Annotated in this window: 25 protein-coding genes; 9 read left to right on the top strand and 16 right to left on the bottom strand. The window is 58.1% G+C overall.

Features of this window, described 5'->3' with window-relative positions:
• Positions 1-54: 54 nt before the first annotated feature.
• The 4 genes from ACR0CG_RS15245 to ACR0CG_RS15230 are packed head-to-tail and all read left to right on the top strand — an operon-like array spanning position 55 to position 3,532.
• Entirely contained in the window at positions 55-1,260 is a 1,206-nt protein-coding gene (locus ACR0CG_RS15245; protein WP_480525986.1) for a formate dehydrogenase subunit gamma, read from the top strand.
• Positions 1,261-2,520: a c-type cytochrome gene (locus tag ACR0CG_RS15240; RefSeq protein WP_480525984.1), complete on the top strand. Its 1,260-nt coding sequence runs from the start codon at positions 1,261-1,263 to the stop codon at positions 2,518-2,520.
• Between the two features lie 13 nt (positions 2,521-2,533).
• Positions 2,534-2,659 carry a hypothetical protein gene (locus ACR0CG_RS15235; RefSeq protein ID WP_321253456.1) on the top strand — a complete coding sequence of 42 codons (126 nt, stop codon included), beginning with the start codon at positions 2,534-2,536 and terminating at the stop codon, positions 2,657-2,659.
• The gene (locus ACR0CG_RS15230) at positions 2,660-3,532 is read left to right on the top strand and encodes a substrate-binding domain-containing protein (RefSeq protein ID WP_480525982.1); all 873 of its coding nucleotides are present in this window, start codon (positions 2,660-2,662) and stop codon (positions 3,530-3,532) included. It begins immediately after the preceding gene.
• A gap of 10 nt (positions 3,533-3,542) precedes the next feature.
• Here ACR0CG_RS15230 and ACR0CG_RS15225 read toward each other — a convergent pair whose 3' ends face one another.
• The 11 genes from ACR0CG_RS15225 to ACR0CG_RS15175 form a co-directional block, all read right to left on the bottom strand.
• A complete protein-coding gene (locus ACR0CG_RS15225) occupies positions 3,543-4,358 on the bottom strand; it encodes an ABC transporter substrate-binding protein (protein WP_321253460.1) in 816 nt (271 codons plus the stop codon).
• A 19-nt stretch (positions 4,359-4,377) separates the two neighbouring features.
• Positions 4,378-5,112 carry an ATP-binding cassette domain-containing protein gene (locus ACR0CG_RS15220; RefSeq protein WP_480525979.1) on the bottom strand — a complete coding sequence of 245 codons (735 nt, stop codon included), beginning with the start codon at positions 5,110-5,112 and terminating at the stop codon, positions 4,378-4,380.
• Positions 5,105-5,818, bottom strand: coding sequence for an ABC transporter permease (locus ACR0CG_RS15215; RefSeq protein ID WP_170676683.1), 714 nt, complete (start codon positions 5,816-5,818; stop codon positions 5,105-5,107). The genes ACR0CG_RS15220 and ACR0CG_RS15215 overlap by 8 nt, the downstream gene beginning before the upstream one ends.
• 156 nt (positions 5,819-5,974) lie before the next feature.
• The gene (locus ACR0CG_RS15210; protein WP_170616174.1) at positions 5,975-6,970 is read right to left on the bottom strand and encodes an ABC transporter substrate-binding protein; all 996 of its coding nucleotides are present in this window, start codon (positions 6,968-6,970) and stop codon (positions 5,975-5,977) included.
• A 62-nt stretch (positions 6,971-7,032) separates the two neighbouring features.
• Complete coding sequence (locus ACR0CG_RS15205; protein WP_170616172.1) at positions 7,033-7,878, bottom strand: ABC transporter permease; 846 nt, start codon at positions 7,876-7,878, stop codon at positions 7,033-7,035.
• Positions 7,875-8,792, bottom strand: coding sequence for an ABC transporter permease (locus ACR0CG_RS15200; RefSeq protein ID WP_480489694.1), 918 nt, complete (start codon positions 8,790-8,792; stop codon positions 7,875-7,877). The genes ACR0CG_RS15205 and ACR0CG_RS15200 overlap by 4 nt, the downstream gene beginning before the upstream one ends.
• Positions 8,789-9,220: a GNAT family N-acetyltransferase gene (locus ACR0CG_RS15195; RefSeq protein WP_170616168.1), complete on the bottom strand. Its 432-nt coding sequence runs from the start codon at positions 9,218-9,220 to the stop codon at positions 8,789-8,791. Before ACR0CG_RS15195 ends, ACR0CG_RS15200 begins: the two co-directional genes overlap by 4 nt.
• Entirely contained in the window at positions 9,220-10,011 is a 792-nt protein-coding gene (locus ACR0CG_RS15190) for an ABC transporter ATP-binding protein (protein ID WP_170616166.1), read from the bottom strand. Before ACR0CG_RS15190 ends, ACR0CG_RS15195 begins: the two co-directional genes overlap by 1 nt.
• A 10-nt stretch (positions 10,012-10,021) precedes the next feature.
• Entirely contained in the window at positions 10,022-10,243 is a 222-nt protein-coding gene (locus ACR0CG_RS15185) for a hypothetical protein (protein WP_170619039.1), read from the bottom strand.
• A 139-nt stretch (positions 10,244-10,382) separates the two neighbouring features.
• Positions 10,383-11,837, bottom strand: a complete 1,455-nt coding sequence (gene hydA, locus ACR0CG_RS15180) for a dihydropyrimidinase (RefSeq protein ID WP_480525977.1) — start codon at positions 11,835-11,837, stop codon at positions 10,383-10,385.
• A 92-nt stretch (positions 11,838-11,929) separates the two neighbouring features.
• Positions 11,930-13,180 carry a Zn-dependent hydrolase gene (locus ACR0CG_RS15175; RefSeq protein WP_480525975.1) on the bottom strand — a complete coding sequence of 417 codons (1,251 nt, stop codon included), beginning with the start codon at positions 13,178-13,180 and terminating at the stop codon, positions 11,930-11,932.
• Positions 13,181-13,350: 170 nt separating this feature from the next.
• On the opposite strand from ACR0CG_RS15175, the gene ACR0CG_RS15170 reads away from it, so the two are divergent.
• Positions 13,351-13,959 (top strand): TetR family transcriptional regulator C-terminal domain-containing protein, encoded by a 609-nt coding sequence (locus tag ACR0CG_RS15170; RefSeq protein ID WP_170616158.1) that lies wholly within the window; start codon positions 13,351-13,353, stop codon positions 13,957-13,959.
• 241 nt (positions 13,960-14,200) lie between these two features.
• On the opposite strand, the gene preA is transcribed toward ACR0CG_RS15170, so the two are convergent.
• The 3 genes from preA to ACR0CG_RS15155 are packed head-to-tail and all read right to left on the bottom strand — an operon-like array spanning position 14,201 to position 17,739.
• Complete coding sequence (gene preA / locus ACR0CG_RS15165; RefSeq protein WP_170616156.1) at positions 14,201-15,505, bottom strand: NAD-dependent dihydropyrimidine dehydrogenase subunit PreA; 1,305 nt, start codon at positions 15,503-15,505, stop codon at positions 14,201-14,203.
• Between the two features lie 17 nt (positions 15,506-15,522).
• Positions 15,523-16,359 (bottom strand): class I SAM-dependent methyltransferase, encoded by an 837-nt coding sequence (locus ACR0CG_RS15160; protein ID WP_480525973.1) that lies wholly within the window; start codon positions 16,357-16,359, stop codon positions 15,523-15,525.
• Positions 16,360-16,404: 45 nt separating this feature from the next.
• On the bottom strand, positions 16,405-17,739 hold the full coding sequence (locus ACR0CG_RS15155; protein WP_480525972.1) for an NAD(P)-dependent oxidoreductase: 1,335 nt from the start codon (positions 17,737-17,739) through the stop codon (positions 16,405-16,407).
• 474 nt (positions 17,740-18,213) lie between these two features.
• Here ACR0CG_RS15155 and ACR0CG_RS15150 point away from each other — a divergent pair, with 474 nt between their 5' ends.
• From ACR0CG_RS15150 to ACR0CG_RS15140, 3 genes are all read left to right on the top strand, one after another.
• Entirely contained in the window at positions 18,214-19,209 is a 996-nt protein-coding gene (locus ACR0CG_RS15150; protein WP_480526094.1) for a hypothetical protein, read from the top strand.
• 72 nt (positions 19,210-19,281) lie between these two features.
• Complete coding sequence (locus ACR0CG_RS15145) at positions 19,282-20,574, top strand: O-acetylhomoserine aminocarboxypropyltransferase/cysteine synthase family protein (RefSeq protein WP_170616150.1); 1,293 nt, start codon at positions 19,282-19,284, stop codon at positions 20,572-20,574.
• 3 nt (positions 20,575-20,577) lie between these two features.
• Positions 20,578-21,291, top strand: a complete 714-nt coding sequence (locus tag ACR0CG_RS15140) for a GNAT family N-acetyltransferase (RefSeq protein WP_480525969.1) — start codon at positions 20,578-20,580, stop codon at positions 21,289-21,291.
• 2 nt (positions 21,292-21,293) lie between these two features.
• Here the strand turns inward: ACR0CG_RS15140 and ACR0CG_RS15135 are convergent, their stop codons facing one another.
• Entirely contained in the window at positions 21,294-21,989 is a 696-nt protein-coding gene (locus ACR0CG_RS15135; RefSeq protein WP_170616146.1) for an SIMPL domain-containing protein, read from the bottom strand.
• Between the two features lie 163 nt (positions 21,990-22,152).
• On the opposite strand from ACR0CG_RS15135, the gene ACR0CG_RS15130 reads away from it, so the two are divergent.
• A complete protein-coding gene (locus ACR0CG_RS15130) occupies positions 22,153-24,105 on the top strand; it encodes a hypothetical protein (RefSeq protein ID WP_480525967.1) in 1,953 nt (650 codons plus the stop codon).
• 66 nt (positions 24,106-24,171) lie between these two features.
• Here ACR0CG_RS15130 and hppD read toward each other — a convergent pair whose 3' ends face one another.
• Positions 24,172-25,269 carry a 4-hydroxyphenylpyruvate dioxygenase gene (gene hppD / locus ACR0CG_RS15125; RefSeq protein WP_480525966.1) on the bottom strand — a complete coding sequence of 366 codons (1,098 nt, stop codon included), beginning with the start codon at positions 25,267-25,269 and terminating at the stop codon, positions 24,172-24,174.
• Positions 25,270-25,415: the final 146 nt, after the last annotated feature.

Below are 25,415 nucleotides of genomic sequence, written 5' to 3'. Positions count from 1 at the left end.
ACAGACGACCCGCTGCGCCGGGTCGTCTGACTAGGGATTTTGACCGAGGTTCAGATGTTCCGCTTGCTCACCGTATTGCTGCTGACATTCTCGATGGCCCAGATCGTCGTCGCCCAATCAAGTGAAACCGAAGCCCCTGCCCCTGCCGACAGGTCAGAGACTGGCGGCGCGACAACGCTTGAAGACATCCTGGCGCGTCAGCGCGGTGAAAAGGTGGATAACAGCTATCGCTCGGACAATACCGGCCAAGGCAACGCCGAAGGCTTGCTTGGCCAGTTGGGAACGCGCGGCGTCGCCTCGGACAGCGATGTTTATCGCGCCCTTCGCTATGGGTCGGCAGACGTGACGGTGTCGTCCAAAGGGCCTGCAGCCGGAGTACTGATCCAGGACGGCGGTATGTGGTGGCTGAACTTTCGAACCGGACCGCTGCGCGAATACGGAACCTATATCGTGGGCGGAATGCTGGCGGTCATCGTGTTGTTTTTCCTGATCCGCGGGAAAATCCGCATCGACGGCGAAAGGACCGGCCGCACGGTGACGCGCTTCAATGGATTTGAAAGGTTTGGCCATTGGCTGTTTGCCGGGTCGTTCCTGATCCTTGGCGTTACGGGTCTGCTGACTCTATATGGCCGCGACTTCCTGATCCCGCTTGTCGGCAAGGAAGGGTTTGCAACGATTGCTCAAGGGTGCAAATGGCTGCACAACAACCTCGCCTGGGCTTTCATGCTTGGCCTGATCATCGTCACGGTGAACTGGATCGCCCACAATATCCCCAACCGGACCGACCTGAAATGGCTAGCTGCCGGAGGAGGCCTGTTTTCCAAAGGCAGTCACCCGCCCGCCTGGAAGTTCAACGCAGGCCAAAAAATCATCTTCTGGACCTGTATCCTGCTTGGCGTCTCAATCAGCTTGTCCGGTCTGTCGCTTCTGTTCCCCTTTGAACTGCCGATGTTCGCAAAGACCTTCTCGGTCGCCAACGCGACCGGGCTTCCGCAAATGCTGGGCCTGACCCTGCCCGAGCAGATGTCCCCGCAGGAAGAAATGCAGTATGCCCAAGTCTGGCACGTGATGGTCGCGTATGTGTTCATCGCCATCATCATCGCCCATATCTACTTGGGCTCGGTCGGCATGGAGGGCGCATTCGACGCCATGGGCACGGGCGAGGTCGAGGAACAATGGGCCCGCGAGCATCATTCGCTGTGGCTGGAAGACGTCCAGGAAAAAGAGGCTGGCAAGGCAGCGGCCTCGCCCGCGGAATAGATGCGCAAGCTGGTCATAGCACTGGCCCTGATCCCCTTCCCGGCTTTGGCCGAGTTTTTCACGCTCAAGGGTCACGGCGGGCCGATCATGGGGATCGCCACTGCGCCGGACGGACGGATTGCGACTGCCAGTTTCGACAACTCGGTCGGGCTGTGGTCGGACCGCAAGCCGGAATGGCTTGAAGGGCACGAGGCCGCCGTCAATTCCGTCGCCTTCAACGGCCGTGCTGTCTATTCCGCCGGGGACGATTTCACGCTGCGTCGGTGGCCAGACGGAGAGATCGTCGGCCAACACAAAGGCAAGATCGTTGGGCTTGCCGCCTCGAAGACGCATGTGGCCACGGCCAGTTGGGACGGAACCATCGGGATTTGGCCAGAAGATGGTTCGGCCTCGCTGACACTTCAGGCAGGAAGCGGTGTGAATGCCGTTACCTTTTCGCCGGATGGGGCCACGTTATACTCGGCGGGCATGGACGGTACATTGCGCGTTTGGGACGTTGCCAGTGGACAGGAAACTGACCGGATGGTCGAACACGGGTTCGGTATTAACGAACTGGTTCTGAACTCCACTGACAACTGGATCGCCTATGGCGCCGTGGACGGTGTGACGCGCATCCTGGACCTGACAACCGACGAAGAACGCGACTTTACGCTCGACCGCCGTCCAATCCTTGCGCTGGCGCTTAGTCCCGATCGCAACCTTTTGGCGGTCGGCGACGGCGAAGGTTACATCATGGTGATCGACACGGTCGAATGGCGCATCGCACAGGATTTCCGTGCAACCTTGCGCGGGCCGGTTTGGGCATTGGCCTTCTCGTCGGACGGTCAGAACATCCATGCCGGCGGCATTGACGAGGCGATGTACAGCTGGCCCGTCGCCGCCCTTGGGGATCAGGAACAAATGGCGGCAGCCGAACCCAGCTTCCTAAAAAACCCGGATGAGATGAGCAATGGCGAACGCCAGTTTGCCCGAAAATGCTCGATCTGCCACAGCTTGACCCCCGACAGTGAACGACGGGCCGGACCGACTTTGCACGGCGTGTTTGGCCGGCAGGCAGGCACCCTGCCCGGATATTTCTACTCGGACACGCTGCAAGACTCTGATATCGTTTGGAATGAGGACACAATTAATGCCTTGTTCGATCAGGGTCCGGACCATTACATTCCGGGATCGAAGATGCCGATGCAACGGATCGCCGGGTCACAGGACAGAGTGGATCTGATCGACTTTCTGCGCCACGCCACCGCACCGGAAAACTGAGCCGGAGGGAACCATGAAAGCCTTTCTTGCCGCTGTTGCGGCGATGGTCGTTATCACTGTCAGCGCGCCTTATGCTCTGAAACAGGCCGGGTTCAGTGCTGCGGATGCAGGGTCCGGTTCCGCGGTGCGCCTCGACTGAATGTCCCACTACCTGACCACAAAAGAACTGGCCGACCTGCTGCGCATTGGTGAGCGGAAGGCCTATGATCTGGCCTCCTCGGGCGAAGTGCCTTGCGTGCGCGCGATGGGCAAGCTGCTGTTCCCCCGGGCCGAGGTCATCGCCTGGCTGAACGCGTCGCGATCCGGGCCGCAGGTCGCGGAACCGCCGCTTCCCCCGATTGTCGCAGGAAGTCACGATCCCCTACTGGACTGGGCCTTGCGGGAAAGCGGATCGGGTCTGGCAACATATTACGATGGGTCTTTCGACGGCCTGAACCGCCTGAAAGGTCGCAGCGCGCAGGCTGCCGTGTTGCATATCCACGAAGAAAACGGGTTCAACACCCAGGCGATGCGCAACACCTTCGGCGAAGCACCGGTTGTCCTTATCGAGATCGCGCAAAGACAGCGCGGTCTGTTGCTGGCCCCAGGCGTGTCGGGCATCAGGGAATTTGGTGACCTGAAAGCGCGGCGGGTCATACTCCGTCAGGATAGTGCGGCAAGCCAACATCTGTTCGACGTACAACTGTCCGCCTGCGGCCTCACTCGGGATGATCTGGACGCGCTGCCATCCTGCGCCCGGACCGAGGAAGAACTGGCTGTGGCCCTGCACGATGCCAAAGCCGAGGTCGGATTCGGATTGGGGGCCTTGGCCGGGCTTTACAATCTTGGTTTTGTCCCGACGCATACCGAGAGGCTGGACCTTGCAATCTGGCGACGCGCTTATTTTGACGCTCCCCTGCAAAAGCTGCTGGGATTCCTGCGATCAGAACGATTTTCCACTCGAGCAACCGAATTCGGCGGATACGATCTGTCCCGCATGGGAACAGTCCATCATAACGGGGCCAGCGGCTGAGCGCCTGCTTTCATCTGGCGTTTGGGAAGAACAGCTGTTGTCCGTCCAACTGGTAGGACTCGATGGCGGCCTGCCCGTCAGGCCCTGTCAACCAGTCGATAAAACGCTGCCCGGCAGCGGCCCTGACACCCGGATACTTTTCCGGGTTAACCAGAATGATGCCGTATTGGTTGAAAAGGCGCGGATCACCTTCGACGAGTACTTCAAGGTCGCCCTTGTTTCCGAATGACTGCCAGGTGGCCCGATCCGTCAGCGCATAGGCCTGCAACCCGCTTGCCACATTAAGCGTGGCCCCCATTCCCGATCCCGTTTCACTGTACCACCTACCCGACGCTTTGGTCGGATCAATCCCTGCACTGGCCCAATGACGCATTTCGGCCTTGTGGGTTCCGCTGTCATCCCCGCGCGAGGCGAAAGGGGCCTCGGCCTCGGCCACCGCAGACAGGGCGGCCAGAACATCGGAGCCGCCGCGAATACCGGCCGGATCCGACTTGGGGCCTACAAGCACAAAGTCATTGTACATGACGTCAAAGCGTTCGACGCCCCAGCCGTCAGCAACGAACTGCTCTTCGGCGAGCTTTGAGTGCACCAGAAGGACATCGCCGTCCCCATTGATCGCATTCCTGATCGCCTGCCCTGTGCCGACTGCCACGACCCGAACATCAATTCCGGTTTCCGCTTCAAAACCCGGCAGGATGTAATCCAACAGGCCCGAGTTCTGCGTCGATGTGGTCGATTGAACGATGATAAACGGCGCTTCCGCCTGCGCGGGGGCAAGCTGCAGGCCAAACGCTACAACCGCTGCCCGAATGAAGTTTCGGATCATTCAGTTCTCCGTCGAGTTTTCAAGTGACCAGTCCGCCATCAAGGTAGCGTCGCGAGGCTTCGCTTGTCGGCGCCTCAAGTACCTGATTGTCGGCGCCATGTTCAACCACATGACCGGCCTGCATCATGACCACATCTGCCGCCAATCGCCGGGCCTGACCGATGTCGTGCGTCACCATCACGATGCGAACGCCCCGCATGGAAGCCCGCAAGATCATTTGTTCGATTTTCTGCGTCGCGCCTGGGTCAAGTGCGCTGGTCGGTTCGTCCAGAAACAAGGTATCGGGCAATGTAGCCAGTGCCCGAAGAATGGCCAATCGCTGCGCCTCACCTCCGGAAAGGGATCGTGCCGCTTGACGCGCCTTGGCTTCCAGCCCGCCCTCGGTCAGCAACTCTGCAATTCGGTCCCTGCGCTGAGCGTGGTTCAGCCCCTGTCGTTTCAGCACAAAGCCCAGATTGCCCGCAACAGAGCGGCGCAACAGAACCGGCCGTTGAAAGACCATCGCCTGACGCGCCTTGTGTTCGGCATTCAGCGGCACGTTGTCATGAAACACCCGGCCGCCGTCCGGCGCGATCAACCCATGCAGGCACCTGAGAAGAAGGCTTTTACCCGCCCCGTTCGGCCCGAGGATCAACGTCGGGCCAGGCCCGTCCAAAGTCAGTTCCCGCACGTTCAGCAGATCTTTGCCATCGCGCGCGATCCTGAGATCCTTTACCTGCAGTTTTCTATACATTTCACTAGCCAGATCACGCATGGCGTAATCCTTCCCGCTCAGCCCTGAGGCTCAGCGCGCTGACCATTGCATTTACCGCTACCGCAATTCCGATCAGGATCGCCCCAAGGGCCAGCGCAAGCGCCAGATTGCCCTTGGATGTCTCAAGCGCGATGGTGGTCGTCATGACCCGCGTCACGTGATTGATATTGCCGCCGACGATGATCACTGCGCCAACCTCGGCAATGGCCCGCCCGAAGCCCGCAAGCAACGCCGTGACAAGTGCCAGCCGGGCATCCCACAACAAGACCGGAACCGAGGCCAGTCGCGACACGCCAAGCGAGCGCAGTTGCTCCGAATACTCTTCGGCCAGCATCTCGACCACCTGTCGTGTCAATGCTGCGACGATGGGCGTGACCAGAACCACCTGCGCGATGATCATCGCGGTTGGTGTGTAAAGCAGCTGCAAGACTCCTAATGGCCCCGAGCGTGACAGCATCAGATAGACAAGCAACCCCACCACCACGGGCGGCAAACCCATCAGGGCGTTCATCAGAACAATCAGCACTCGGCGTCCCGGAAACCGAGCCACGGCAAGAGCAGCACCCAAGGGCATGCCGATGGCGGCTGAAATCAACACGGCAAAGATCGAAACGCGCAGGGATAGCAGGACGATCGCCCAAAGCTCTGTATCCCCGTTCAGGATCAGAGCCATCGCCTTGCTGAATTCTGATGCAAAATCCTGCATTTCATCCCACTTGAACGCCAACTCGTACGAATTGCATCGATTCACAACGAAATACTAATCGGAAATGATTGTAAGTACAGACACTTTTGCGGCACCTCAAACCAAAAACGCGGCTCGTTTCCGAGCCGCGTTTCTTTGTTTCGGGTAATCCGGTTGTCAGTTCAATGCTGCATCCGTGATCTTATGAGTCCATGCCCCTTCCGGTTCCTTCGTGATGGCGGGGTTTTCCGCGGACACGGCCGACAGAAGCGTCTTCACGGTCTGCTCATAATCGCTTGGGTCAAGCGCGCCATCCGATCCTTCGATAAGCTTTGCGATTTCACCCATCATATAGACCTGATGATCCAGTTCCTGTGCGCCGGTTTCGTCAAACTCCAGCACGATCTCGGCTGCTTCTTCCTGGTTCTCGGCAGCGTATTTCCACCCTTTCATCGAAGCCCGCACAAAGCGCTCCATCTTGTCGACAAAGGCCGGGTCGTCCAGGTTTTCTTCCATGACGTACAGACCATCTTCGAGCATACCAAAGCCCATCTGCAGGTAGTTGAAGGTCACCAGTTCTTCCGGGGTGATACCGGCCTGCAGGATCTGGCGGTACTCGTTGTAGGTCATGGTCGAAATGCAATCAGCCTGCCCCTGAATCAGAGGATCTGCCGAAAACGCCTGCTTCAGAACCGTAACACCGTTTTCATCCGCACCGTCCGTCTCGATTCCCAGAGATGCCATCCATGCATAGAACGGATACTCGTTCCCGAAGAACCAGACACCCATCGTCCGCCCCGGGAAATCTTCCGGAGATTCAACCCCGGTCGACTTCAGGCAGTTGACCTGCAATCCGCCGGTCTTGAAGGGCTGCGCGATGTTGACCAAGGGTACACCCCGCTCACGCGCCGCAAGTCCGGCTGCCATCCATGTGGTGATGACGTCAGCCCCGCCCCCTGCGATGACCTGTTCCGGCGCGATATCCGGGCCGCCGGGCTTGATCGTGACATCCAGCCCTTCTTCGTCATAATAGCCTTTTGCTTCGGCCACGAAATAGCCCGCGAACTGCGCCTGACCGACCCATTTCAACTGTAGCGTCACCTCGTCCGCCGCCAGCGCCGTAGTGGCTGCCAGGCTGAAGGCTGTAACCGCCCCGCTGAGTAGCTTATTCATCTTCATTTCTCCTAGTTGCTATTGGTGCCCCGTTTTCGGGGTCTGTTGAATTCTTTCCTGCGTTATCCTCGTTGTGACGGATGCCAGAATGTCACCGCCTTTTCGATCATAGCCACCAGCCCATAAAAAGCCGTTCCAGCCAGCGCGGCCACGACAATCTCGGCCCAGACCATATCCAGCGACAATTGTCCGACGCTGGTCGAAATTCGAAAGCCCATCCCGACTATGGGCGAACCAAAGAACTCGGCCACGATAGCGCCGATCAGGGCCAAGGTGGTAGAAATCTTTAGTCCGTTGAAAATGAATGGCATCGCCGCAGGAAGGCGGAGTTTCACAAAGCTCTGCCAATAGGTCGCCGCATAGGTCTCCATCAGGTCGCGCTGCATGGTTGTCGCTTCGCGCAGGCCAGCCACGGTGTTGACCAGCATGGGAAAGAACACCATCACAACCACGACGGCGGCCTTGGAATGCCAGTCGAACCCGTACCACATCACCAGAATGGGTGCGGTGCCCACGATCGGCAGCGCAGCAACGAAGTTACCAACCGGCAGCAGACCCAGGCGCAGGAAATCCCACCGGTCCACGGCAATCGCCATCAGAAACGCCGCGCCGCAACCAATCACATATCCGCTGAAGGCGCCTTTGATGATCGTCTGCACGAAATCGGCCCAGAGGATCGGCAAACTGTCAGCAAACCGCAGCGCGATAACCGACGGTGCGGGCAGAATGACCAGAGGAACATCCAGCCCACGCACCAGCATTTCCCAGATGCCAACAACCGTCAGCCCGAAAACCAGAGGGGCCAGAAACCTGACCATGCGCGTGTCGGCCCAGGGACCACTGGCCAGCCGGCTGTTCAGCCACCAGCCGAACACCCACAACAGGACTGCACCAAAAACCAGTATCATTGCGCCATCCCCATGCGTTTCAGTACCGCCCGTTCAATCAGACCCAACAGACCCACTAGGCAAGCCGCCAGAATGGCCGCCGCGAACAGGGCTGACCAGATCTGAACCGTCTGACCGTAGTAGCTGCCTGCCAGCAGCCGCGCGCCCAGACCGGCAACCGCACCTGTCGGCAGTTCTCCGACAATTGCGCCGACCAGCGATGCTGCGATGCCGATTTTTAGCGAAGCGAACAGGTACGGCATCGATGCGGGCAGGCGCAGTTTCCAGAACCCCTGCGACGTGTTGGCATTGTAGGTCCGCAGCAGGTCAAGTTGCATGGCATCCGGGCTGCGCAAGCCTTTGACCATGCCGACAACAACCGGGAAAAAGCTCAGGTAGGCCGAGATGATCGCCTTGGGAATAATCCCCTGAACACCCACCGAATACAGAACGACGATGATCATCGGTGCCAACGCAATGATCGGGATCGTTTGGCTGACAATGGCCCAGGGCATAACAGACAGGTCCATGACCCGGCTATGGACAATCCCAACGGCCAGCAAAATGCCAAGCCCGGTACCAATGACAAAACCCAGAATCGTGGCGCTTAAGGTTACCCAACCATGATACACCAGCGACCGCTTGGAGGTGATATTCTTGCCTATCGTGGTCTCCCACAGCTCGATCGCGACCTGGTGCGGGGATGGCAGGCGCGGTTTTTTCTGCTCCCACGTGGCGGGGATCGCAAAGCTGTTGCTCAAAACCAGCCTGGCCTCTCCCATGTCGCGGCGCGCGCTGGCGGTCGGCGGCTGAACCTCGGCCCCGCCGCGCTCAAGCTCGGACAGCACACCCTTGATGTTCATCGGAACACAGGCGGCGTACCAAATGGCAACGATAGCAGCCACGACTGTCAACACGGCAACAATCTGCTTCATGCACGCCACTCCATCCGGATCACTGGCAGGGTTTCGGGCGGCACGGGCGGCTCCGTTCCGGCCTCGACAAACCCTTCCCGGCGATAGAACCTTTGCGCTGCCTTGTTCGGCTCATGTGTTGTCAGCCACAGAAAATCGCGATTTTCCTTGGCCTTGTCCAACAACCGCTTACCAATCCCCTTGCCGGTTCGCAGGCAGTATAATGCGCCGACCTTGCACGCCACAGGATCAACGGACATGTAGCAGTCTACCGGGTCGCCCACGACCCAGATTTCGCGTTGCGGAAAGGCCTCATTGATCAATCCGGCAAGCTTTTCCACGGGCAGTTCTTCGGGCATCCAGCATGTTGCCTTCATCCAAGTCGAGATAACTTGTGCGCAGGCCGGGACATCGTCCCGCTCTGCCCGTCTGATAGATTCACCCGGCATCAGACGTCATCCCCGTGACCGGCACGCAGCCCCTCGCGCACGCGGTGGGCCACCTCAATGAATTCCGGAGAATCCCGGATGTCCAAAGGCCGTTCCTTGGGCAGCGGGCTGTCGATCACATCCGTGATCCGTCCCGGACGCGGGCTCATCACTACGATCTTGGTGCTCAGATACACCGCCTCGGGGATCGAGTGGGTCACAAACCCGATTGTCTTTTCCGTCCGCGCCCACAGCGCAAGAAGCTGTTCATTCAGGTGGTCGCGCACGATTTCGTCCAAAGCGCCGAAAGGTTCGTCCATCAGCAGGATATCGGCATCAAAAGCCAGCGCCCTGGCAATACTGGCACGTTGCTGCATCCCACCGGATAGCTGCCAAGGAAACTTGCCACCAAACCCTTCAAGATCAACAAGTTCCAGAACGTTCTTCACACGCTCATCCTGCTCGGCCGCCGAGTACCCCATGATCTCAAGCGGCAGCTTGATGTTCTTGGCGATGGTCCGCCAGGGATACAGCCCCGCCGCCTGAAACACATAGCCATAGGCCCGGTTCCGCCGCGCTTCATCCGGGGTCATGCCGTTTACTGTCAGGGTTCCCCCGGTCGGGGTTTCAAGTGCCGCGATACAGCGCAGGAAGGTGGTCTTGCCACAGCCCGAGGGGCCGATGAAACTGACAAAATCGCCCTTGTCGATCGACAGGTTTACATCTTTCAATGCGTGGATCGGCCCGTCATTGGTCTGGAAGGTGAGGTCCAGCTGTTTTGCCTGAATGACGGGCTGTTCATTACTTGTCATATTTGTCCTTTCACCGACAAACGCTCAAAACCGTCGCGTAGGTCTGGTCAGGGTTTGCAAGGACAAACCCCTCGTGTCCATCGCTGTAGAAATCCCATGTAAAGTCATAGGTTTCTTCATAACCGATACATTTCGCCGTCAGTGTCGATATCTGTCCATCTTGATTTCCAACAACCAAGACATCGCAGGCGGTTTCGTAAAACAGCAACCGCCCTTCTTTCAACAAGGCCATGTCTGTTGCCTCGGCGGTGCTGCGTTCAAAGTGAACGTCGCATCCCGAGTTGTTGCCATATACCGGAAAACCTGACTGCGCATACGCGACAGTTCCGCTACATAGCAACGAAGCCATGGAACAAAGTAGTCCGCGCAAATCACACACCTGTCGCCGGAATACCCTTGCGTTCCACCGGTCGTGGGGCAGTCAGGTCTTTCCAGGTGCTCAGCGCCTTGTTCACATGGGTATTGGCCTCACGCGCAACAAACTGACCGTGCCCTTCCTGCGTTTTGATCTCGCCATCATGCACCGCGACTTGCCCACGGCTGAGCGTGAAACGTGGCAGACCCTTGACCTTCTTGCCCTCAAAGACGTTGTAGTCGATCGAGGATTGTTGCGTGCCCGCGCTGATGGTTTTGGTCTTTTGGGGGTCCCAGACGACCAGATCGGCATCCGCCCCCACCAAAACTGCGCCCTTTTTCGGATAGCAATTCAATATCTTGGCGATGTTTGTCGATGTAACCGCCACAAACTCGTTCGGCGTCAGCCGCCCTGTTTCGACACCATGGGTCCAAAGCATTGGCATCCGGTCTTCCAACCCGCCGGTCCCATTAGGGATCTTGGTGAAATCGCCGACACCGAACCGCTTCTGCTCGGTCGTAAAGGCGCAATGGTCAGTTGCCACCACGCTTAGCGATCCTGATTGCAGGCCTGCCCACAGACTGTCCTGATGCTGCTTGTTGCGGAACGGCGGGCTCATCACTCTGCGCGCCGCATGATCCCAGTCCTGGTTGAAATACTCGCTTTCATCCAGCGTCAGATGCTGAATCAGCGGCTCGCCCCAGACGCGCTTGCCCTGCATTCTGGCCCGGCGGATGGCCTCATGCGCCTCTTCACACGAGGTGTGCACGACATAGAGCGGCACGCCCGCCATGTCGGCGATCATGATGGCACGGTTGGTCGCCTCGCCTTCGACCTGAGGCGGTCGGGAATAGGCGTGCGCCTCGGGGCCGGTATTTCCTTCAGCCAGCAGTTTGGCGCTGAGTTCCGCGACTACATCACCGTTTTCGGCATGCACCAACGCAGTCCCGCCCAGTTCGGCCAGACGCCTGAAGGATGCAAACAACTCGTCATCATTCACCATCAGCGCGCCCTTGTAGGCCATGAAGTGCTTGAACGTGTTGATACCCCGCGTCTCGATCACGGTCTTGATGTCGTCAAAGACCTGCTCGCCCCACCATGTTACTGCCATGTGGAAGGAATAGTCGCAGTTTGCACGCGTCGATTTATTGTCCCAGCGTTTCAGGGCATCCAGCAGGCTTTCCCCTGGATTCGGCAATGCGAAATCGACGACCATGGTGGTCCCGCCGGCCAGCGCCGCCCGCGTGCCGCTTTCGAAGTCGTCACTGGAATAGGTTCCCATAAACGGCATTTCCAGATGCGTATGCGGGTCAATTCCACCGGGCATGACATAACACCCGGTTGCATCCAGTTCCTTGTCGCCTTTCAAATCTGGGCCAATTTCCGTGATTACACCGGCTTCGATCTTTACGTCAGCCTTGTACGTCAAATCGGCGGTGACGATTGTTCCGTTCCTGATAACAGTGCTCATGTCAAACTCCCTGTTGCGGTCTGCGCCGCTTGCTTCATCTGGCCAAAAGTATCCCGGGGGAGACGCCCAGCGGGCGACGGGGGCAGAGCCCCCTACTCCACAATCTCCGCAGTTTCGACGACCGCGTGAAACAGAACATCCGCCCCGGCAGCAGCCCATTCCTTGCTGATCTCTTCGGCCTCGTTGTGGCTCAGGCCATCTACACACGGACACATCACCATCGCCGTCGGGGCAACGCGATTGATCCAGCAGGCGTCGTGCCCGGCGCCGGATATGATATCTGTATGGGAATACCCCAAACGATCAGCCGCGCTTCGAACCGCTGCAACGCAGGTCTCGTCGAACTTCACCGGGTCAAAACCGCCGACTTTCTCAAATTCGATCTGAAGCCCCATTTCATCCACGATGTCCTCGGCAGCAACACGCAGCCGGTTTTCCATGTCGGTGATCACGTCCAATTCGGGCGAGCGGAAATCGACCGTGAACACCACCTTGCCCGGGATCACATTTCGGGAATTGGGGTAGACGTCGATATGCCCTGCCGCCCCAACCGCGTGGGGCGCGTGGGACCACGCAATTTCGTCCACTTTCTCAAGGATGTGCGCCATGGCCAGACCCGCATTCTTGCGCATCGGCATCGGGGTCGAGCCAGTATGGGCGTCTTTGCCGGTAACCGTGATCTGGGTCCAGCTCAGGCCCTGGCCATGCGTGACAACGCCGATGTCCTTTTCCTCGGCCTCCAGGATGGGGCCCTGTTCGATATGCAGTTCAAAAAAGGCGTGCATTTTTCGCGCACCGACTTCCTCGTCTCCTCGCCAGCCAATGCGTTTCAGCTCATCGCCAAACTTCTTGCCTTCCGCGTCTTCCCGGTCATAGGCCCAGTCCTGCGTGTGCATTCCCGCAAACACGCCCGAGGACAACATGGCCGGCGCATATCTGGTGCCTTCCTCGTTGGTCCAGTTGGTCGCAACGATCGGGTGCTTCGTCTTGATCCCCAGGTCATTGAGTGTCCGGATGATCTCCAACCCGCCCAGCACACCCAGCACACCGTCGTATTTCCCGCCGGTCGGCTGCGTATCCAGGTGCGACCCAACATAGACCGGCAGAGCATCAGGGTCAGAGCCTTCGCGATGGGCGAACATGTTGCCCATCTGATCCAGTCCCATGGTGCAACCGGCCTCCTCACACCATTTCTGGAACAGCGCGCGCCCTTCGGCATCTTCGTCCGTCAATGTCTGGCGGTTATTGCCGCCCGCAACGCCGGGGCCGATCTTTGCCATCTCCATCAGACTATCCCACAGCCTGTCTCCATTAATTCTGAGATTCTGCGCCGGAGCTGCCATCTGTTTTCCCCTGTTGCTTGCGATTTGGCTCGCTTTTGGTGTCTTGATTTGACCATCTGGTCAAACTCACGCTATCACGGGTTCGACATCAGTCAAGAAATTGCATCGCGTCGACGGAAATTTAAGCATAATCAGCACCCGTCGGACAAAAATTGGGGTAACTGGGATCAATGCCAAAAGACCGTGCGCCTACCCGAATTCAGAAAAAGAACCGCGCAGCGATTCTCGAGGCGGCGCTGAACGTTTTTTCAGCCCATGGATTCCGCGGTGCGACGGTGGACCAAATCGCAGCCGAAGCCGGATTGAGCAAACCGAACCTTCTGTATTACTTCCCTTCGAAGGAGGCGATTCACACCGCCCTTCTGTCCGGGCTTCTGGACGTGTGGCTGGCCCCGCTTCACGATCTGGACGAAAACGGCGATCCGCTGGAAGAGATCCTGTCTTACATCAACCGCAAGCTCCAGATGAGCCAGGAGTTACCCCGTGAAAGCCGCCTGTTTGCCAATGAACTGGTTCAGGGCGCGCCTCGTATCCGGGATAATCTGTCCAATGACCTGAAGTCTCTGGTCGACCAAAAAACTGCTGTTTTGACTACCTGGATGGATCAGGGCAAAATTGCCCGTCTTCACCCCTATCATCTGATATTTTCCATCTGGTCCCTGACCCAGCACTACGCCGATTTTGAAGTGCAGGTCCGGGCAATTCTTGGTGAGGAGGACCCGTTCGAAGGCGCAGCGCCCTTTATGGAAACCTTGTACCGCAAACTGTTAACCCCTTGAGAAGAAGTTAACCGATTGGATGAATGGTTTTGTTCTTGCAACCAGACCGAAGGCAGATCTCTGAATTGAACGACAAGCTGACCGTGCGTGGTTTGTAGGAGAAATTAGGCGGTGCGGGTATCATCTTATCCGCACCGCCAACCAATGAACCTTTACCTGTCACAATGGGCCGACCGATTTTCTGATCCGAAGAAACTCGATGCGTTTTCTCGGATCAGGTTTTCGTCCAAAAGATACTGGATTATTCAGCCGCTTTAGCCATTGGGTTGTTCGGATGCGTGGTCCAGTTCGCATAACCGGGCTCAACGACCTTTTGTGTGCGTGGGTCGATCTCCCCTGCTGCCATCGGCTCCATCGAGATACATCCTTCGACCGGACAGACATCGACGCACAGGTTACAGGCCACACATTCATCATCCATCACTTCAAAAACGCGATCGGCGGACATCGAAATCGCCTGATGGCTGGTGTCCTCGCAGGCGGCATAGCATCTGCCGCACTTGATGCACTGGTCCTGATCGATCTTGGCTTTGGCGACGTAGTTCAGGTTCAGGTATTGCCAGTCCGTGACATTCGGCACCGCCAGACCAACGATTTCGGACACGTCGGAATAGCCCTTTTCATCCATCCATTTGGACAGACCGGCCGTCAGTTCATCGATGATCTTGAACCCATAGGTCATCGCCGCCGTGCAGACCTGAACAGTGCCGCACCCCAGCGCCATGAATTCCGCAGCATCGCGCCAGGTGGTCACGCCACCGATGCCTGAAATCGGCAGCCCATGGGTTGCCTCTGCGCGCGCAATCTCGGACACCATCGACAAGGCAATCGGCTTGACCGCCGGCCCGCAATAACCACCGTGGCTGCCCTTACCGTCAATCGAGGGTTCGGGGCTGAACGTGTCCAGATTGACGCTGGTGATCGAGTTGATCGTGTTGATCAGCGATACGGCATCCGCACCACCGTTCTTTGCCGCAGCAGCGGGTTTGCGGACATCGGTGATATTCGGTGTCAGCTTCACGATGACCGGGCGGTCATAGTATTTTTTGCACCACCGGGTAACCATCTCGATATATTCCGGAACCTGTCCGACGGCCGACCCCATTCCCCGCTCGCTCATCCCGTGTGGACAACCGAAGTTCAGCTCGATCCCGTCCGCTCCGGTTTCTGCGACGCGCGGCAGGATGGCTTTCCATGCCTCTTCCTCGCACGGCACCATGATCGAGGCGATCAGCGCCCGGTCAGGATAGTCTGCTTTGACCCGCGCCATCTCCTCGAGGTTTACTTCAAGCGGGCGGTCGGTGATCAGTTCGATGTTGTTCAGGCCCAGCAGGCGACGATCCGCGCCGTAAATGGCCCCGTAGCGCGGACCATTCACATTCACGACCGGCGGCCCTTCGGCACCAAGCGTTTTCCACACGACACCGCCCCATCCAGCCTCGAATGCGCGTCGTACGTTGTATTCCTTGTCCGTCGGCGGCGCGGATGCCAGCCAGTAAGGGTTGGGGCTGGAAATTCCCAGAAAGTCAGTTGTCAGATTGGCCATGGGTTCTCCTTACCGGGTTAACCGGTTTTCTTGAAAATCATCTCGGTCGGGCGGATGCGCCCGGCGTCAAGGTTTGCGACATAATTTTTGAACTTCTCAGGGGCAGTATCACCCATCATCAGATGGATCCCCAGCGGTGCGGGGCCGCTTTCGGCCGTGCGGGCAAAGACCTCTTCAAAGAACGCTTTCGCGAATTCCGAGCGGTCGTTTTCCGTGATCAGTTCAAATCCAACAGCCGAGGCCGCGTCTTTGTACGCACCAGGCGTGTCCACGAACGAGGTGTCGGGCGTCGTCGACCAGGGCAATGGAAAGACCATCGGTTCATCCACCGCACCGCCCATCACGTCAAACAGCGCAAAGGTGCCACCTTTTGCCAGCACCCTAGCCACTTCGGCGAACAGGCGTTGTTTGTCCTGAATGTTCATACCGACATGCAGCATAACGGCAAGGTCAAAGCTGGCGTTCGGCACCGGCATGTCCAAAGCGCTTCCGGTCAGAAAACGCACCTTGCCTTCAAGACCGACAATTGCACTGAGGGCGGTTGCCGTCTCGACGAACTCAGGGGTCAGATCGATGCCCGTAACGGTCGAGGTGTAGCGGTCCGCAATGTAGCGCGACGTTCCACCGATACCGCAACCGATATCCAGCACCTGCGTTGCGTGGGTCGGCGAAAGCTGCGCGAACAGATGATCCGTCGCAGCAACTCCGCCTGTGTGGAATTCGTCGCCCGCTTTCAGATCGGCAACCGTGGCCGCGTCCGGGTCGATACCGCTCTGCCGTAGCGCATCGCGAACGCGTTCTGTCAGTTCACCTGTCGTATAGTGGCGGGCAACGGCTTCTTCGATCCGGGACATGGCAACACCTCAGCAATGCGATTGAAAGATCAATGCCTCACTATATCACGAAACAAGCGTTGCATGGATGTCCATCGCGGCATCCCTGCCCTCGGCCACCGCGGTCACGGTCAGGTCTTCGCCACCGGTTGCACAGTCGCCCCCGGCCCAGACACCTTCGATGGATGTGCGGCCCGCGCCCGTAACGACGATCTTGTTGCCGTCCAGATCCAAACCTTCAGGTGCCCCTTCCAGTGTCTGACCAATTGCCTTGAGGACTTGATCCGCCGGAACACGAATGGTTTCGCCGGTTCCGCTCAGCTTGCCTTCTCGGGATTCGGTATATTCAAGCTCGATCTCGGCGGTTGAGCCATTTCCATGAATGGCCACAGGCTGAACGTTGCACAGAATTCGAACACCATGAGAGGCCGCCAGATCCTGTTCATACCGGCTGGCTCCCATCGCGTCGCGACCGCGACGATATGCGATGGTCACATGTTCGGCGCCAAGAAGGCGGGACTTCACTGCCGCATCCACGGCAGTCATGCCGCCGCCGATCACTACGACATTGCGCCCTACCGGCAAATGCGCAAGGTCATCTGCCTGTCGCACGTCCGAGATGAAGTCGACCGCATTGCGCACTCCGTCCAGATCATGCCCTTGTGCGCGAAGTGCGTTCACCCCGGCCAGACCGATCGACAGGAAAACCGCGTCGTAATTTTGGCGCAGCCCGTCCAGCGAGATGGTGTCACCCAGTGCGGAACCCGTCTCGATCACGATACCGCCGATTTTCAGCAGCCAGTCCACCTCGGCCTGAGCAAAATTGTTGGTCGATTTGTAGGCCGCGATACCATATTCGTTCAGCCCGCCCGGCTTGGGCCTGGCGTCGTGGATCACCACGTCGTGGCCATGCATGGCCAGACGATGGGCACAACCCAGTCCCGCAGGGCCCGCGCCAACCACGGCGATTGTCTTGCCGGTCGATGGCGCCCTTTCGAATGGATGCACCCCGGTCGCCATGACGCTGTCCGTGGCATAACGCTGCAGTCGACCAATCTCGACCGGCGACCCTTCGGCGGTTTCGCGTACGCAGGCCTCCTCGCACAATGTTTCGGTCGGACAGACCCGGGCGCACATGCCACCCAGAATGTTCTGTTCCAGAATGGTCTGGCCTGCCGCTTCCGGCTGACCGGCCTGAATCTGGCGCATGAACAACGGAATATCGATGTCCGTGGGACAAGCGGTAACGCATGGCGCGTCATAGCAGAAATAGCACCGATCCGCCGCCACAGCCGCCTCATGCGCGGCCAGCGGCGGGTGCAGATCTGTGAAATTCGAGGTCAGCTCATCGCTGGAAAGCCGCCCGGCGACAATACCGGGGACCATCTGGCCCTGTGCCATCACTCTACTCCCTGTAGATATGTTTATTGTGACCTCAGCTTGCCACAAACTAATTTTTTATCAATTGGTAAAATTTATAAAATCACCAAAAAGTCGAAAAAGCTGAGGGAACGACCTCAACTTCACCGTATAAATTTTTGTTTTTATTTGCTTTTGGTCAAATTAAACTATTCGAGAAAAATCTTCGAGTTAAACTCCGTGCATGGTCCAATAATCACCTGCAGCGGTGGGACAGCGGGTATTCGACGGACAGCGCGGCCAGTCCCAGGCGCCAAATGACTCGACGGCTTCCTACCAGCCGCCATTGATGACAAACATGTCCAGGCCTGTTTGAGTTCCTGCGTCGCGTTCAGAATTGGGCGCGCCGCGGCGGTTTTCCAAACTCGCATCTGGTTTTGGCGTCGTCTGCCGCTTACAGTGCGGCACCAGAACCAGAGCAGCGCCGGACAACGGCGAAAATCCGTGAGTTTATCGATGCAGGCCAAGGCCCCCAAGTTCAATATTGTCATCATCGGACAGAACAACCGCCTGCAATACGAGGCTGTGCTGTTTGCCGCCTCGCTTCGACATTGTTCACCGGGATTCACAGGCCGACTGTTTGTTGCGATTCCCCAACCCGGCCCACGCTGGCAACAAAACCCCAGCATTCAGAACGAGGATGTTCTCAAAGTTCTGCGACAACTGGACGCCGAGATTCTGCCCTTTGACAACCATGCCTTCGGCGAAAGCTATCCTTTTGGCAACAAGATCGAAGCATTGCTGGCCATGCCCGAGGGTGAGCCATTTGTGTTCTTTGACAGCGACACCCTAATCACGGGCGATCTGAACACAGTACCGTTCGATTTCGACCGCCCCGGCGCTTCATTGAAGGTCGAAGGAACATGGCCAAAACCTACGCTGTATGGCCCCGGTTTCGACGGCATCTGGCGCGCGCTCTATCAACGGTTCGGGCTGGACTTCGAAAGCTCGATCGACACAGACCAACCGCTGGATCACTGGCGGCGCTATCTGTACTTCAATGCAGGGTATTTTTTCTATTCCTGCCCACACGCTTTCGGAAAACGGTTTCTGGAATACGCGCTCGCCATCCGCGACGAGGATATCCCAGAGCTTGTTGGCCAGAACCTTGACCCCTGGCTGGATCAGGCCGCGTTGCCGCTGGTGATCCACGCGCTTGGCGGCGGGCGCGACGCCCTGCCGGACGGATTGCTGGATGGCACCGTAAGTTGCCACTACCGGCTGTTCCCGCTGCTTTACGCGCGCGAGCCGGATCATGTCATCGAAGTTCTGGAAACAGTAACCGCGCCGAACCGGATCAAGAAGGTTCTGAAGAACTACGACCCGCTGAAAAAGCTGGTGATTCAGCGCAAGGGCGAGAAGATCCGCAATATGTTCGACCGCGAGAACCTGCCCCAGCGCGAGCAGGTCATCCGCAACCAGATCAAGAGCAAAGGACTGTGGATGCGCTGACTGGATCGTTGTGCGCACGCGGCCAATGCCCTAGAGATTCTGCAACACAAATACCAACAGGAGATGTTCCAGATGTCTGATGGACCCACTTATGGTTTCGACACGCTGCAAATTCATGCCGGTGCCCGGCCCGACCCGGCGACCGGAGCGCGCCAGACGCCGATCTACCAGACAACCGCTTATGTATTCCGCGACGCGGACCACGCCGCCGCGCTGTTTAACCTGCAAGAGGTCGGCTACATCTATTCCCGGCTGACCAACCCTACCGTGGCTGTTTTGCAAGAGCGTGTCGCGACGCTTGAAGGCGGTGTGGGTGCGGTTTGTTGTTCCTCGGGTCACGCCGCGCAGATCATGGCGCTGTTTCCGCTGATGGGACCGGGTTGCAATGTGGTTGCATCGACACGCCTATATGGCGGCACCGTCACGCAGTTCAGCCAGACCATCAAACGCTTCGGCTGGTCCGCCAAGTTCGTCGACACCGACGATCTGGACGCCGTCAAGGACGCCATCGACGAAAACACTCGGGCGGTGTTCTGCGAATCCATCGCCAATCCGGGCGGCTATGTCACCGATATCCGCGCGCTTGCGGATGTGGCGGACGCCGCTGGCATTCCGCTGATTGTCGACAACACGTCGGCCACGCCCTACCTGTGCCGCCCGATTGAACAGGGTGCGACGCTGGTGGTTCATTCGACCACGAAGTACCTGACGGGCAACGGCACTGTCACTGGCGGTTGCATCGTGGATTCAGGCAAGTTCGACTGGTCCGCAAATGACAAGTTCCCGTCGCTCAGCGAACCGGAATCCGCTTATCACGGGTTGAAATTTCACGAGACCTTTGGCCCGCTGGCCTATACTTTCCACGGAATTGCCATCGGGCTGCGTGATCTGGGCATGACGATGAACCCGCAGGCTGCGCATTACACGCTGATGGGGATCGAAACCCTGAGCCTGAGAATGGAGCGCCACGTAGAGAACGCCCAGAAAATCGCCGCGTGGCTCGAAGCAGATGATCGCGTGGAATATGTCACCTATGCTGGCCTGCCGTCGTCGCCCTATTATGATCGGGTCCAGAAGTGCTATCCGCGCGGGGCCGGTGCCCTGTTCACCTTCGCGGTCAAGGGCGGCTATGACGCGTGCATCAAACTGGTCAATGCGCTGGAGATATTCAGCCATGTGGCCAATCTGGGTGACGCACGCTCGCTTATCATTCATTCGGCCTCGACCACACACCGGCAGCTGACGCCCGAACAACAGGAAGCCGCCGGTGCCAGCCCGAACGTGGTACGTCTGTCGATCGGGATCGAGGATGCCGACGACCTGATTGCCGATCTTGACCAGGCGCTCAGCAAGGCAAGCGCCTGATCCATGGCAACCGGCAGCGAAACGAACGACCTTGGCCAGCCGATTGGCTGGCCCGTCTCGGGTGACTTCCCGCGTCCGACACCGCCTTACACGCCGATGCAAGGAAGGCTCTGTTCCGTTGTACCGCTGGATATCAACAGGCACGCGCCCAGTTTGTACCGGGCGTTTGCAACCGACGCGGACGGCCACAACTGGACCTACCTGCCCTATGGACCCTTTGAGTCCGAAGCCGCCTTTATCGAATGGGCACAGAACAATTGTTCCGATGCCGATCCTATGTTTCACTCGGTTCTGGATGCCAATGACGTCCCGGTCGGCATGGCCTCGTACCTGAGAATCACGCCCGCTGCCGGATCGATTGAGGTCGGGCACATCCACTTTTCGCCCCTTTTGCAGCGCAGGCCGCAATCGACCGAGGTGATGTACCTGATGATGCGCCGCGTTTTCGATGAGCTTGGCTATCGCCGCTACGAATGGAAATGCGATGCGTTGAATGCACCGTCACGACGCGCGGCCGAACGCCTTGGGTTCACTTTTGAAGGCGTGTTCCGGCAGGCGACCCACTATAAAGGGCGCAATCGTGACACGGCATGGTATTCGATAGTCGACAGCGAATGGCCGCGCATCCGAAATGCCTTTGAAGCCTGGTTGCTACCCGAGAATTTCGACGCTGCGGGCAAGCAACGACAACCGCTGCAAGCCCGCGCAGAGGTCTGACTTTATTCGGAAATTTCGAATTCCATCAACACATTAACCGAGATTGAAACTTCACCGCCGGCAACCGGAACGTTTCCTGCTTCGGCCATGCTCATCTGGCGCATATGTGGCATGGGCTGCACACCTCCGCCCTGTTCGTCAATTGACTGAACCGGGCCAAGTGTCACGCCCGCGGCCTGGGCCAGTTGCTCGGCCTTGGCGGTTGCCTCGGCGACAGCTTGCGCTCGAGCTTTTGCTTCAAGCGGCTTGGGGTCCTGAACATCGAAACTCAGGCCGCCAAAGTCATTGGCACCGTCCTGAATGACCGCATCCATGATCTCACCCAGCTTGGTCAGGTCACGCACCCGAACAAAAACCCGGTTCGACGCAGCAAAACCTGTGATTTCCGGGTTCTGCCCCGGCACATTGTTTCGGTTGGACCAAACCGGCGAAAGGGACAGATCGCGGGTTTGCACGTCGCGTGCCTCGATCCCTTTTTCGTCCAGTCGCGACATAATTCTGGAAACCGCGTCGGATGTTGCCTGCATCGCCACCGAAGCCTGCGTATCCTGGTTTGTGACACCCAATGTAATGGTCGCCATGTCGGGTGTGGCCTGAACGGTCCCTGCCGCGCTGACGGTGATGCGACGTTCTTCCGCATGGGCCGCGCTTGCCGCCGTCATTGCCAGCATGGCGGCCAGAAAAGCAAATGTCTTCAAGGTGATCCCTCCAATTCTTGCTGTCTTAAGATGGGGTGACCGGGCGCTCTCGTACAAGAGGTGACTTGGCTTTTTCTTTCCCTCGGCGATATCCTGCTTTACTGTCGTGCTGCGAACGCAATGTCGTTTGCATTGACGATGACAATTATGGTTCTTCGGAGTTATGAAACCCGCTTTTGCGTTATCATTTTCTGCCGACGGAATTTCCCTGCATCACCATTCGGATGACGACTGGTTCTGCATTGGCACGGTTCCGCTGGATGCGCCGGATTTCCCGGATCGCATGCAGGCGTTGCGCGACGCGGGTTTTGCGCTGGAAAACGACCTAAGCTGCAAGGTCGTGATTCCGGAAGACCAAATCCGGTTTTTGACAGTCGAAACCGAAGAACCGGACGCGGACGATACTGGGCAGAAAGTACGCGATGCACTGACCGGGGCCACCCCGTATGCACTGGACGAACTGGCTTATGATACAGCGACGGACGGACAGCAAACCCACGTCGCGGCAGTGGCAACGCAAACTTTGGACGAGGCCCGGGAGTTCGCGACCCAACACGGGTTCATTCCTGTCGTATTCAGTGCAGAAACCGGCCCAAACCCTTTTCCGACCGAGCCCATATTCTTACCTCGGGAAACCACAGAACTGCCCGGTGCACCCGAACCGGCCGATACGGCGCAAGAGCCTGAAGAAGAAGCGGAATCGAACACTCCGGTCCATGCTATCGCGGCGACCGATGCCCCAATCGCATTCCGGGCGCAGACCGCGCCAGGCGCCGAGATTGGCACTGGTGCGGCACACCCAGGTGAAGCCAAACTCTACAAATCTCTGGCATTGGTCGCAGGCATTCTTGCAGTCGCCATCGGGCTATGGTTCCTGACCGGATCCGAAGACGAAATCAGCCCGGAACCCGTTCTGGCGCAGAGCGTTCCGGGCGAAACTGCGTCCCCAAGTGTGCCAGAGCAAGTACTGGCAGAAAAAGCACCGGAACCGGAAAGCGATATTGCCGAAGTCGCTGTCGCTCTGCCCCCGGTGAAGGAAACGTCAGAACCGGACACAGAGCTCTCTGAAACCCCCATCTCTCCGCCTGTGGTTGAGGAAAAAGCCGAGCCGACCGCGACGGATCTTGCTATTCTCGAGGCGTTGGACGTCAGCCCAACACCCGTCGAGCAGGTGGCCCGCGACCCTCAGGCGCAACAGGAACTGCAATCCCAGACAGGTGTTGTCCTGACCGCGCCCGATGCGCTGATCCCACCCCCCGCGGTGCAATCCGACGACCTGTATCTGTCATCGCTTGATCCATCGAACCTTTCGCATGACGCGGTGGCGCTGCCTGCGGCTGAAAAGTTTGACACTGATCAGCCATTCGAACAGCCCGCTGCACCCAGCGGCGCGGGAACACGGTTTGTACTTGATGAGCGGGGTTTGGTTACCCCCACGGCCGACGGTACAATGAATCCGGATGGGGTCATGGTTTTTCTCGGACGACCGTCTTCGGTTCCGCCCGCAGTCCCGGTTCGCTTCGAACAGGAACCCATCGTCGAAGAGGGCAATGACAGGCTGGCTGGGCTGCGTCCGAAAGTCAGGCCAGGTAATCTGATCGAAGGGTTCGAGCGCCAGCAGCTGGGCGGTCGGACACGGGACGAGTTGTCCGGGCTGCGGCCGAAACTGCGGCCAAAATCCCTGCAGGAGCAACCTCAGATTGATGAAACGCCGACCGCGTTGGCGGTCGTTCGGGTTCCGCGCCCCAAATCCCGCCCGGCAGGTCTGGCAGCGGCTTCCGCGCCGAAGGCTAACACCACGTCCGCCATCGATCAAAGCAGTGACGATGTCGGATCGTTTGCGGCAAAATCCGTTGCGCCCAAAATCCCCAGCAGGGCTTCGGTTGCCCGTCAGGCCACGCTGGACAATGCCATCAACCTGCGAAAGCTCAACCTGATCGGAGTCTACGGTTCGCCAGCGAACCGCCGCGCCCTGATCCGGCTGCCCAGCGGCCGCTACAAAAAGCTTAAGGTCGGGGATCGGCTGGATGGTGGCCGTGTAATCGCGATCGGGGACAGCCAGTTGCAGTACCAAAAGAAGGGACGCAACGTGACTTTGAAAATGCCCCGCAGTTAACAGACAAAATCGAACGGGAAAAAAACACGCGCGCTGACACGCCAGCGCGCGCTTTAATTAGTCGCGTCACGCAGCTGAAATCTCGCCACTTTCTATCTGTTCGCGCTCAATGGATTCAAACAGCGCCTGGAAGTTTCCTTCGCCGAATCCGTCGTCACCCTTGCGCTGGATGAACTCGAAAAAGATCGGTCCGATGACAGTCTTCGAGAAGATCTGCAGCAGGATCCGTGTCTCACCGCCGTCGACGACACCTTCGCCATCAATCAGGATGCCGTGCTTCATCATCCGGTCCAGGGGTTCGGAATGCCCCGCAACCCGGTCCGTGGACATGTTGTAGTAGGTCTCGTTCGGGCCTGGCATGAACTTCAGCCCCTTTTTCGCAATCGCGTCGGTTGAGTCGTAGATGTCCTCACTTCCCACTGCGATGTGTTGAATGCCCTCACCCTTGTATTTCTTCAGGTACGAAACGATCTGGCCGGTCTCGCCTCTGTCCTCGTTGATCGGAATGCGGATGCGGCCACAGGGCGAGGTCAACGCGCGGCTGTAAAGACCCGTAAACTTGCCCTGGATGTCAAAGAAGCGGATTTCGCGGAAATTGAACAGGCTTTCGTAAAACCGGAACCACTTGTCCATATTCCCCTTGTAGACATTGTGCGTCAGGTGATCGAGGTAATAGAACCCGTCACCGCGGGGTTTGGATTGCCGCGTCCACTCGAATTCCTCGTTGTAGGGCGACGTGTCATAATACTGATCGACGAAGTAAATCAGCGAGCCGCCAATCCCCTTAATGGCCGGCACGTTCAGTGTTTTGTCGTCGGCGTCGTAAGGCTCGGCACCTTTTGCAACGGCGTGCTCATAGGCCTTTTGGGCATCAACCACGCGCCACCCCATTGCTGGCGCGCACGGTCCATGGTCGGCAACAAACTTGGCGGCAAAGCTGTCGGGGTCGGAGTTCAGGATATACGTGACATCGCCCTGCTGCCACAGTTCGACGCCGGGCTTCTTTTTGTGGTGCCCCACCCTTTCGAATCCCATCTTCGAAAACAGGTCGCGCAACTCCTGGGGGTCTGGATGCGCGAATTCGACAAACTCGAAGCCGTCGGTCCCTGCCGGGTTTTCTTTGCTGATTACGGATTTCGGTGCGTTGTGCGGGAAAGGTCCCATGGCGGGTCTCCTAAAAAACAGGAATTTCTTTGCTGATTCTAAAATACGTCTTAATTGACGCTGTTTCTGCGCATAATTTTCGTGTAAACTAGCTGTATGTGCGCGATTTACGCACCAAAGACAAGAAAAACGGGGCGAATCCGCAT

The sequence above is a fragment of the Ruegeria sp. AB8 genome (genome assembly GCF_056542605.1).
The sequence above is the reverse complement of the archived record's forward strand: the minus strand, read 5'-3'. Positions and strand labels throughout refer to the sequence as shown.

Bases quoted from the DNA above. Each gene is read 5' to 3' on its own strand.
- ACR0CG_RS15245 (WP_480525986.1), top strand. From the start codon at position 55: ATGTTCCGCTTGCTCACCGTATTGCTGCTGACATTCTCGATGGCCCAG.
- ACR0CG_RS15240 (WP_480525984.1), top strand. From the start codon at position 1,261: ATGCGCAAGCTGGTCATAGCACTGGCCCTGATCCCCTTCCCGGCTTTG.
- ACR0CG_RS15235 (WP_321253456.1), top strand. From the start codon at position 2,534: ATGAAAGCCTTTCTTGCCGCTGTTGCGGCGATGGTCGTTATCACTGTC.
- ACR0CG_RS15230 (WP_480525982.1), top strand. From the start codon at position 2,660: ATGTCCCACTACCTGACCACAAAAGAACTGGCCGACCTGCTGCGCATT.
- ACR0CG_RS15225 (WP_321253460.1), bottom strand. From the start codon at position 4,358: ATGATCCGAAACTTCATTCGGGCAGCGGTTGTAGCGTTTGGCCTGCAG.
- ACR0CG_RS15220 (WP_480525979.1), bottom strand. From the start codon at position 5,112: ATGCGTGATCTGGCTAGTGAAATGTATAGAAAACTGCAGGTAAAGGAT.
- ACR0CG_RS15215 (WP_170676683.1), bottom strand. From the start codon at position 5,818: ATGCAGGATTTTGCATCAGAATTCAGCAAGGCGATGGCTCTGATCCTG.
- ACR0CG_RS15210 (WP_170616174.1), bottom strand. From the start codon at position 6,970: ATGAATAAGCTACTCAGCGGGGCGGTTACAGCCTTCAGCCTGGCAGCC.
- ACR0CG_RS15205 (WP_170616172.1), bottom strand. From the start codon at position 7,878: ATGATACTGGTTTTTGGTGCAGTCCTGTTGTGGGTGTTCGGCTGGTGG.
- ACR0CG_RS15200 (WP_480489694.1), bottom strand. From the start codon at position 8,792: ATGAAGCAGATTGTTGCCGTGTTGACAGTCGTGGCTGCTATCGTTGCC.
- ACR0CG_RS15195 (WP_170616168.1), bottom strand. From the start codon at position 9,220: ATGCCGGGTGAATCTATCAGACGGGCAGAGCGGGACGATGTCCCGGCC.
- ACR0CG_RS15190 (WP_170616166.1), bottom strand. From the start codon at position 10,011: ATGACAAGTAATGAACAGCCCGTCATTCAGGCAAAACAGCTGGACCTC.
- ACR0CG_RS15185 (WP_170619039.1), bottom strand. From the start codon at position 10,243: ATGGCCTTGTTGAAAGAAGGGCGGTTGCTGTTTTACGAAACCGCCTGC.
- hydA (WP_480525977.1), bottom strand. From the start codon at position 11,837: ATGAGCACTGTTATCAGGAACGGAACAATCGTCACCGCCGATTTGACG.
- ACR0CG_RS15175 (WP_480525975.1), bottom strand. From the start codon at position 13,180: ATGGCAGCTCCGGCGCAGAATCTCAGAATTAATGGAGACAGGCTGTGG.
- ACR0CG_RS15170 (WP_170616158.1), top strand. From the start codon at position 13,351: ATGCCAAAAGACCGTGCGCCTACCCGAATTCAGAAAAAGAACCGCGCA.
- preA (WP_170616156.1), bottom strand. From the start codon at position 15,505: ATGGCCAATCTGACAACTGACTTTCTGGGAATTTCCAGCCCCAACCCT.
- ACR0CG_RS15160 (WP_480525973.1), bottom strand. From the start codon at position 16,359: ATGTCCCGGATCGAAGAAGCCGTTGCCCGCCACTATACGACAGGTGAA.
- ACR0CG_RS15155 (WP_480525972.1), bottom strand. From the start codon at position 17,739: ATGGCACAGGGCCAGATGGTCCCCGGTATTGTCGCCGGGCGGCTTTCC.
- ACR0CG_RS15150 (WP_480526094.1), top strand. From the start codon at position 18,214: ATGCAGGCCAAGGCCCCCAAGTTCAATATTGTCATCATCGGACAGAAC.
- ACR0CG_RS15145 (WP_170616150.1), top strand. From the start codon at position 19,282: ATGTCTGATGGACCCACTTATGGTTTCGACACGCTGCAAATTCATGCC.
- ACR0CG_RS15140 (WP_480525969.1), top strand. From the start codon at position 20,578: ATGGCAACCGGCAGCGAAACGAACGACCTTGGCCAGCCGATTGGCTGG.
- ACR0CG_RS15130 (WP_480525967.1), top strand. From the start codon at position 22,153: ATGAAACCCGCTTTTGCGTTATCATTTTCTGCCGACGGAATTTCCCTG.
- hppD (WP_480525966.1), bottom strand. From the start codon at position 25,269: ATGGGACCTTTCCCGCACAACGCACCGAAATCCGTAATCAGCAAAGAA.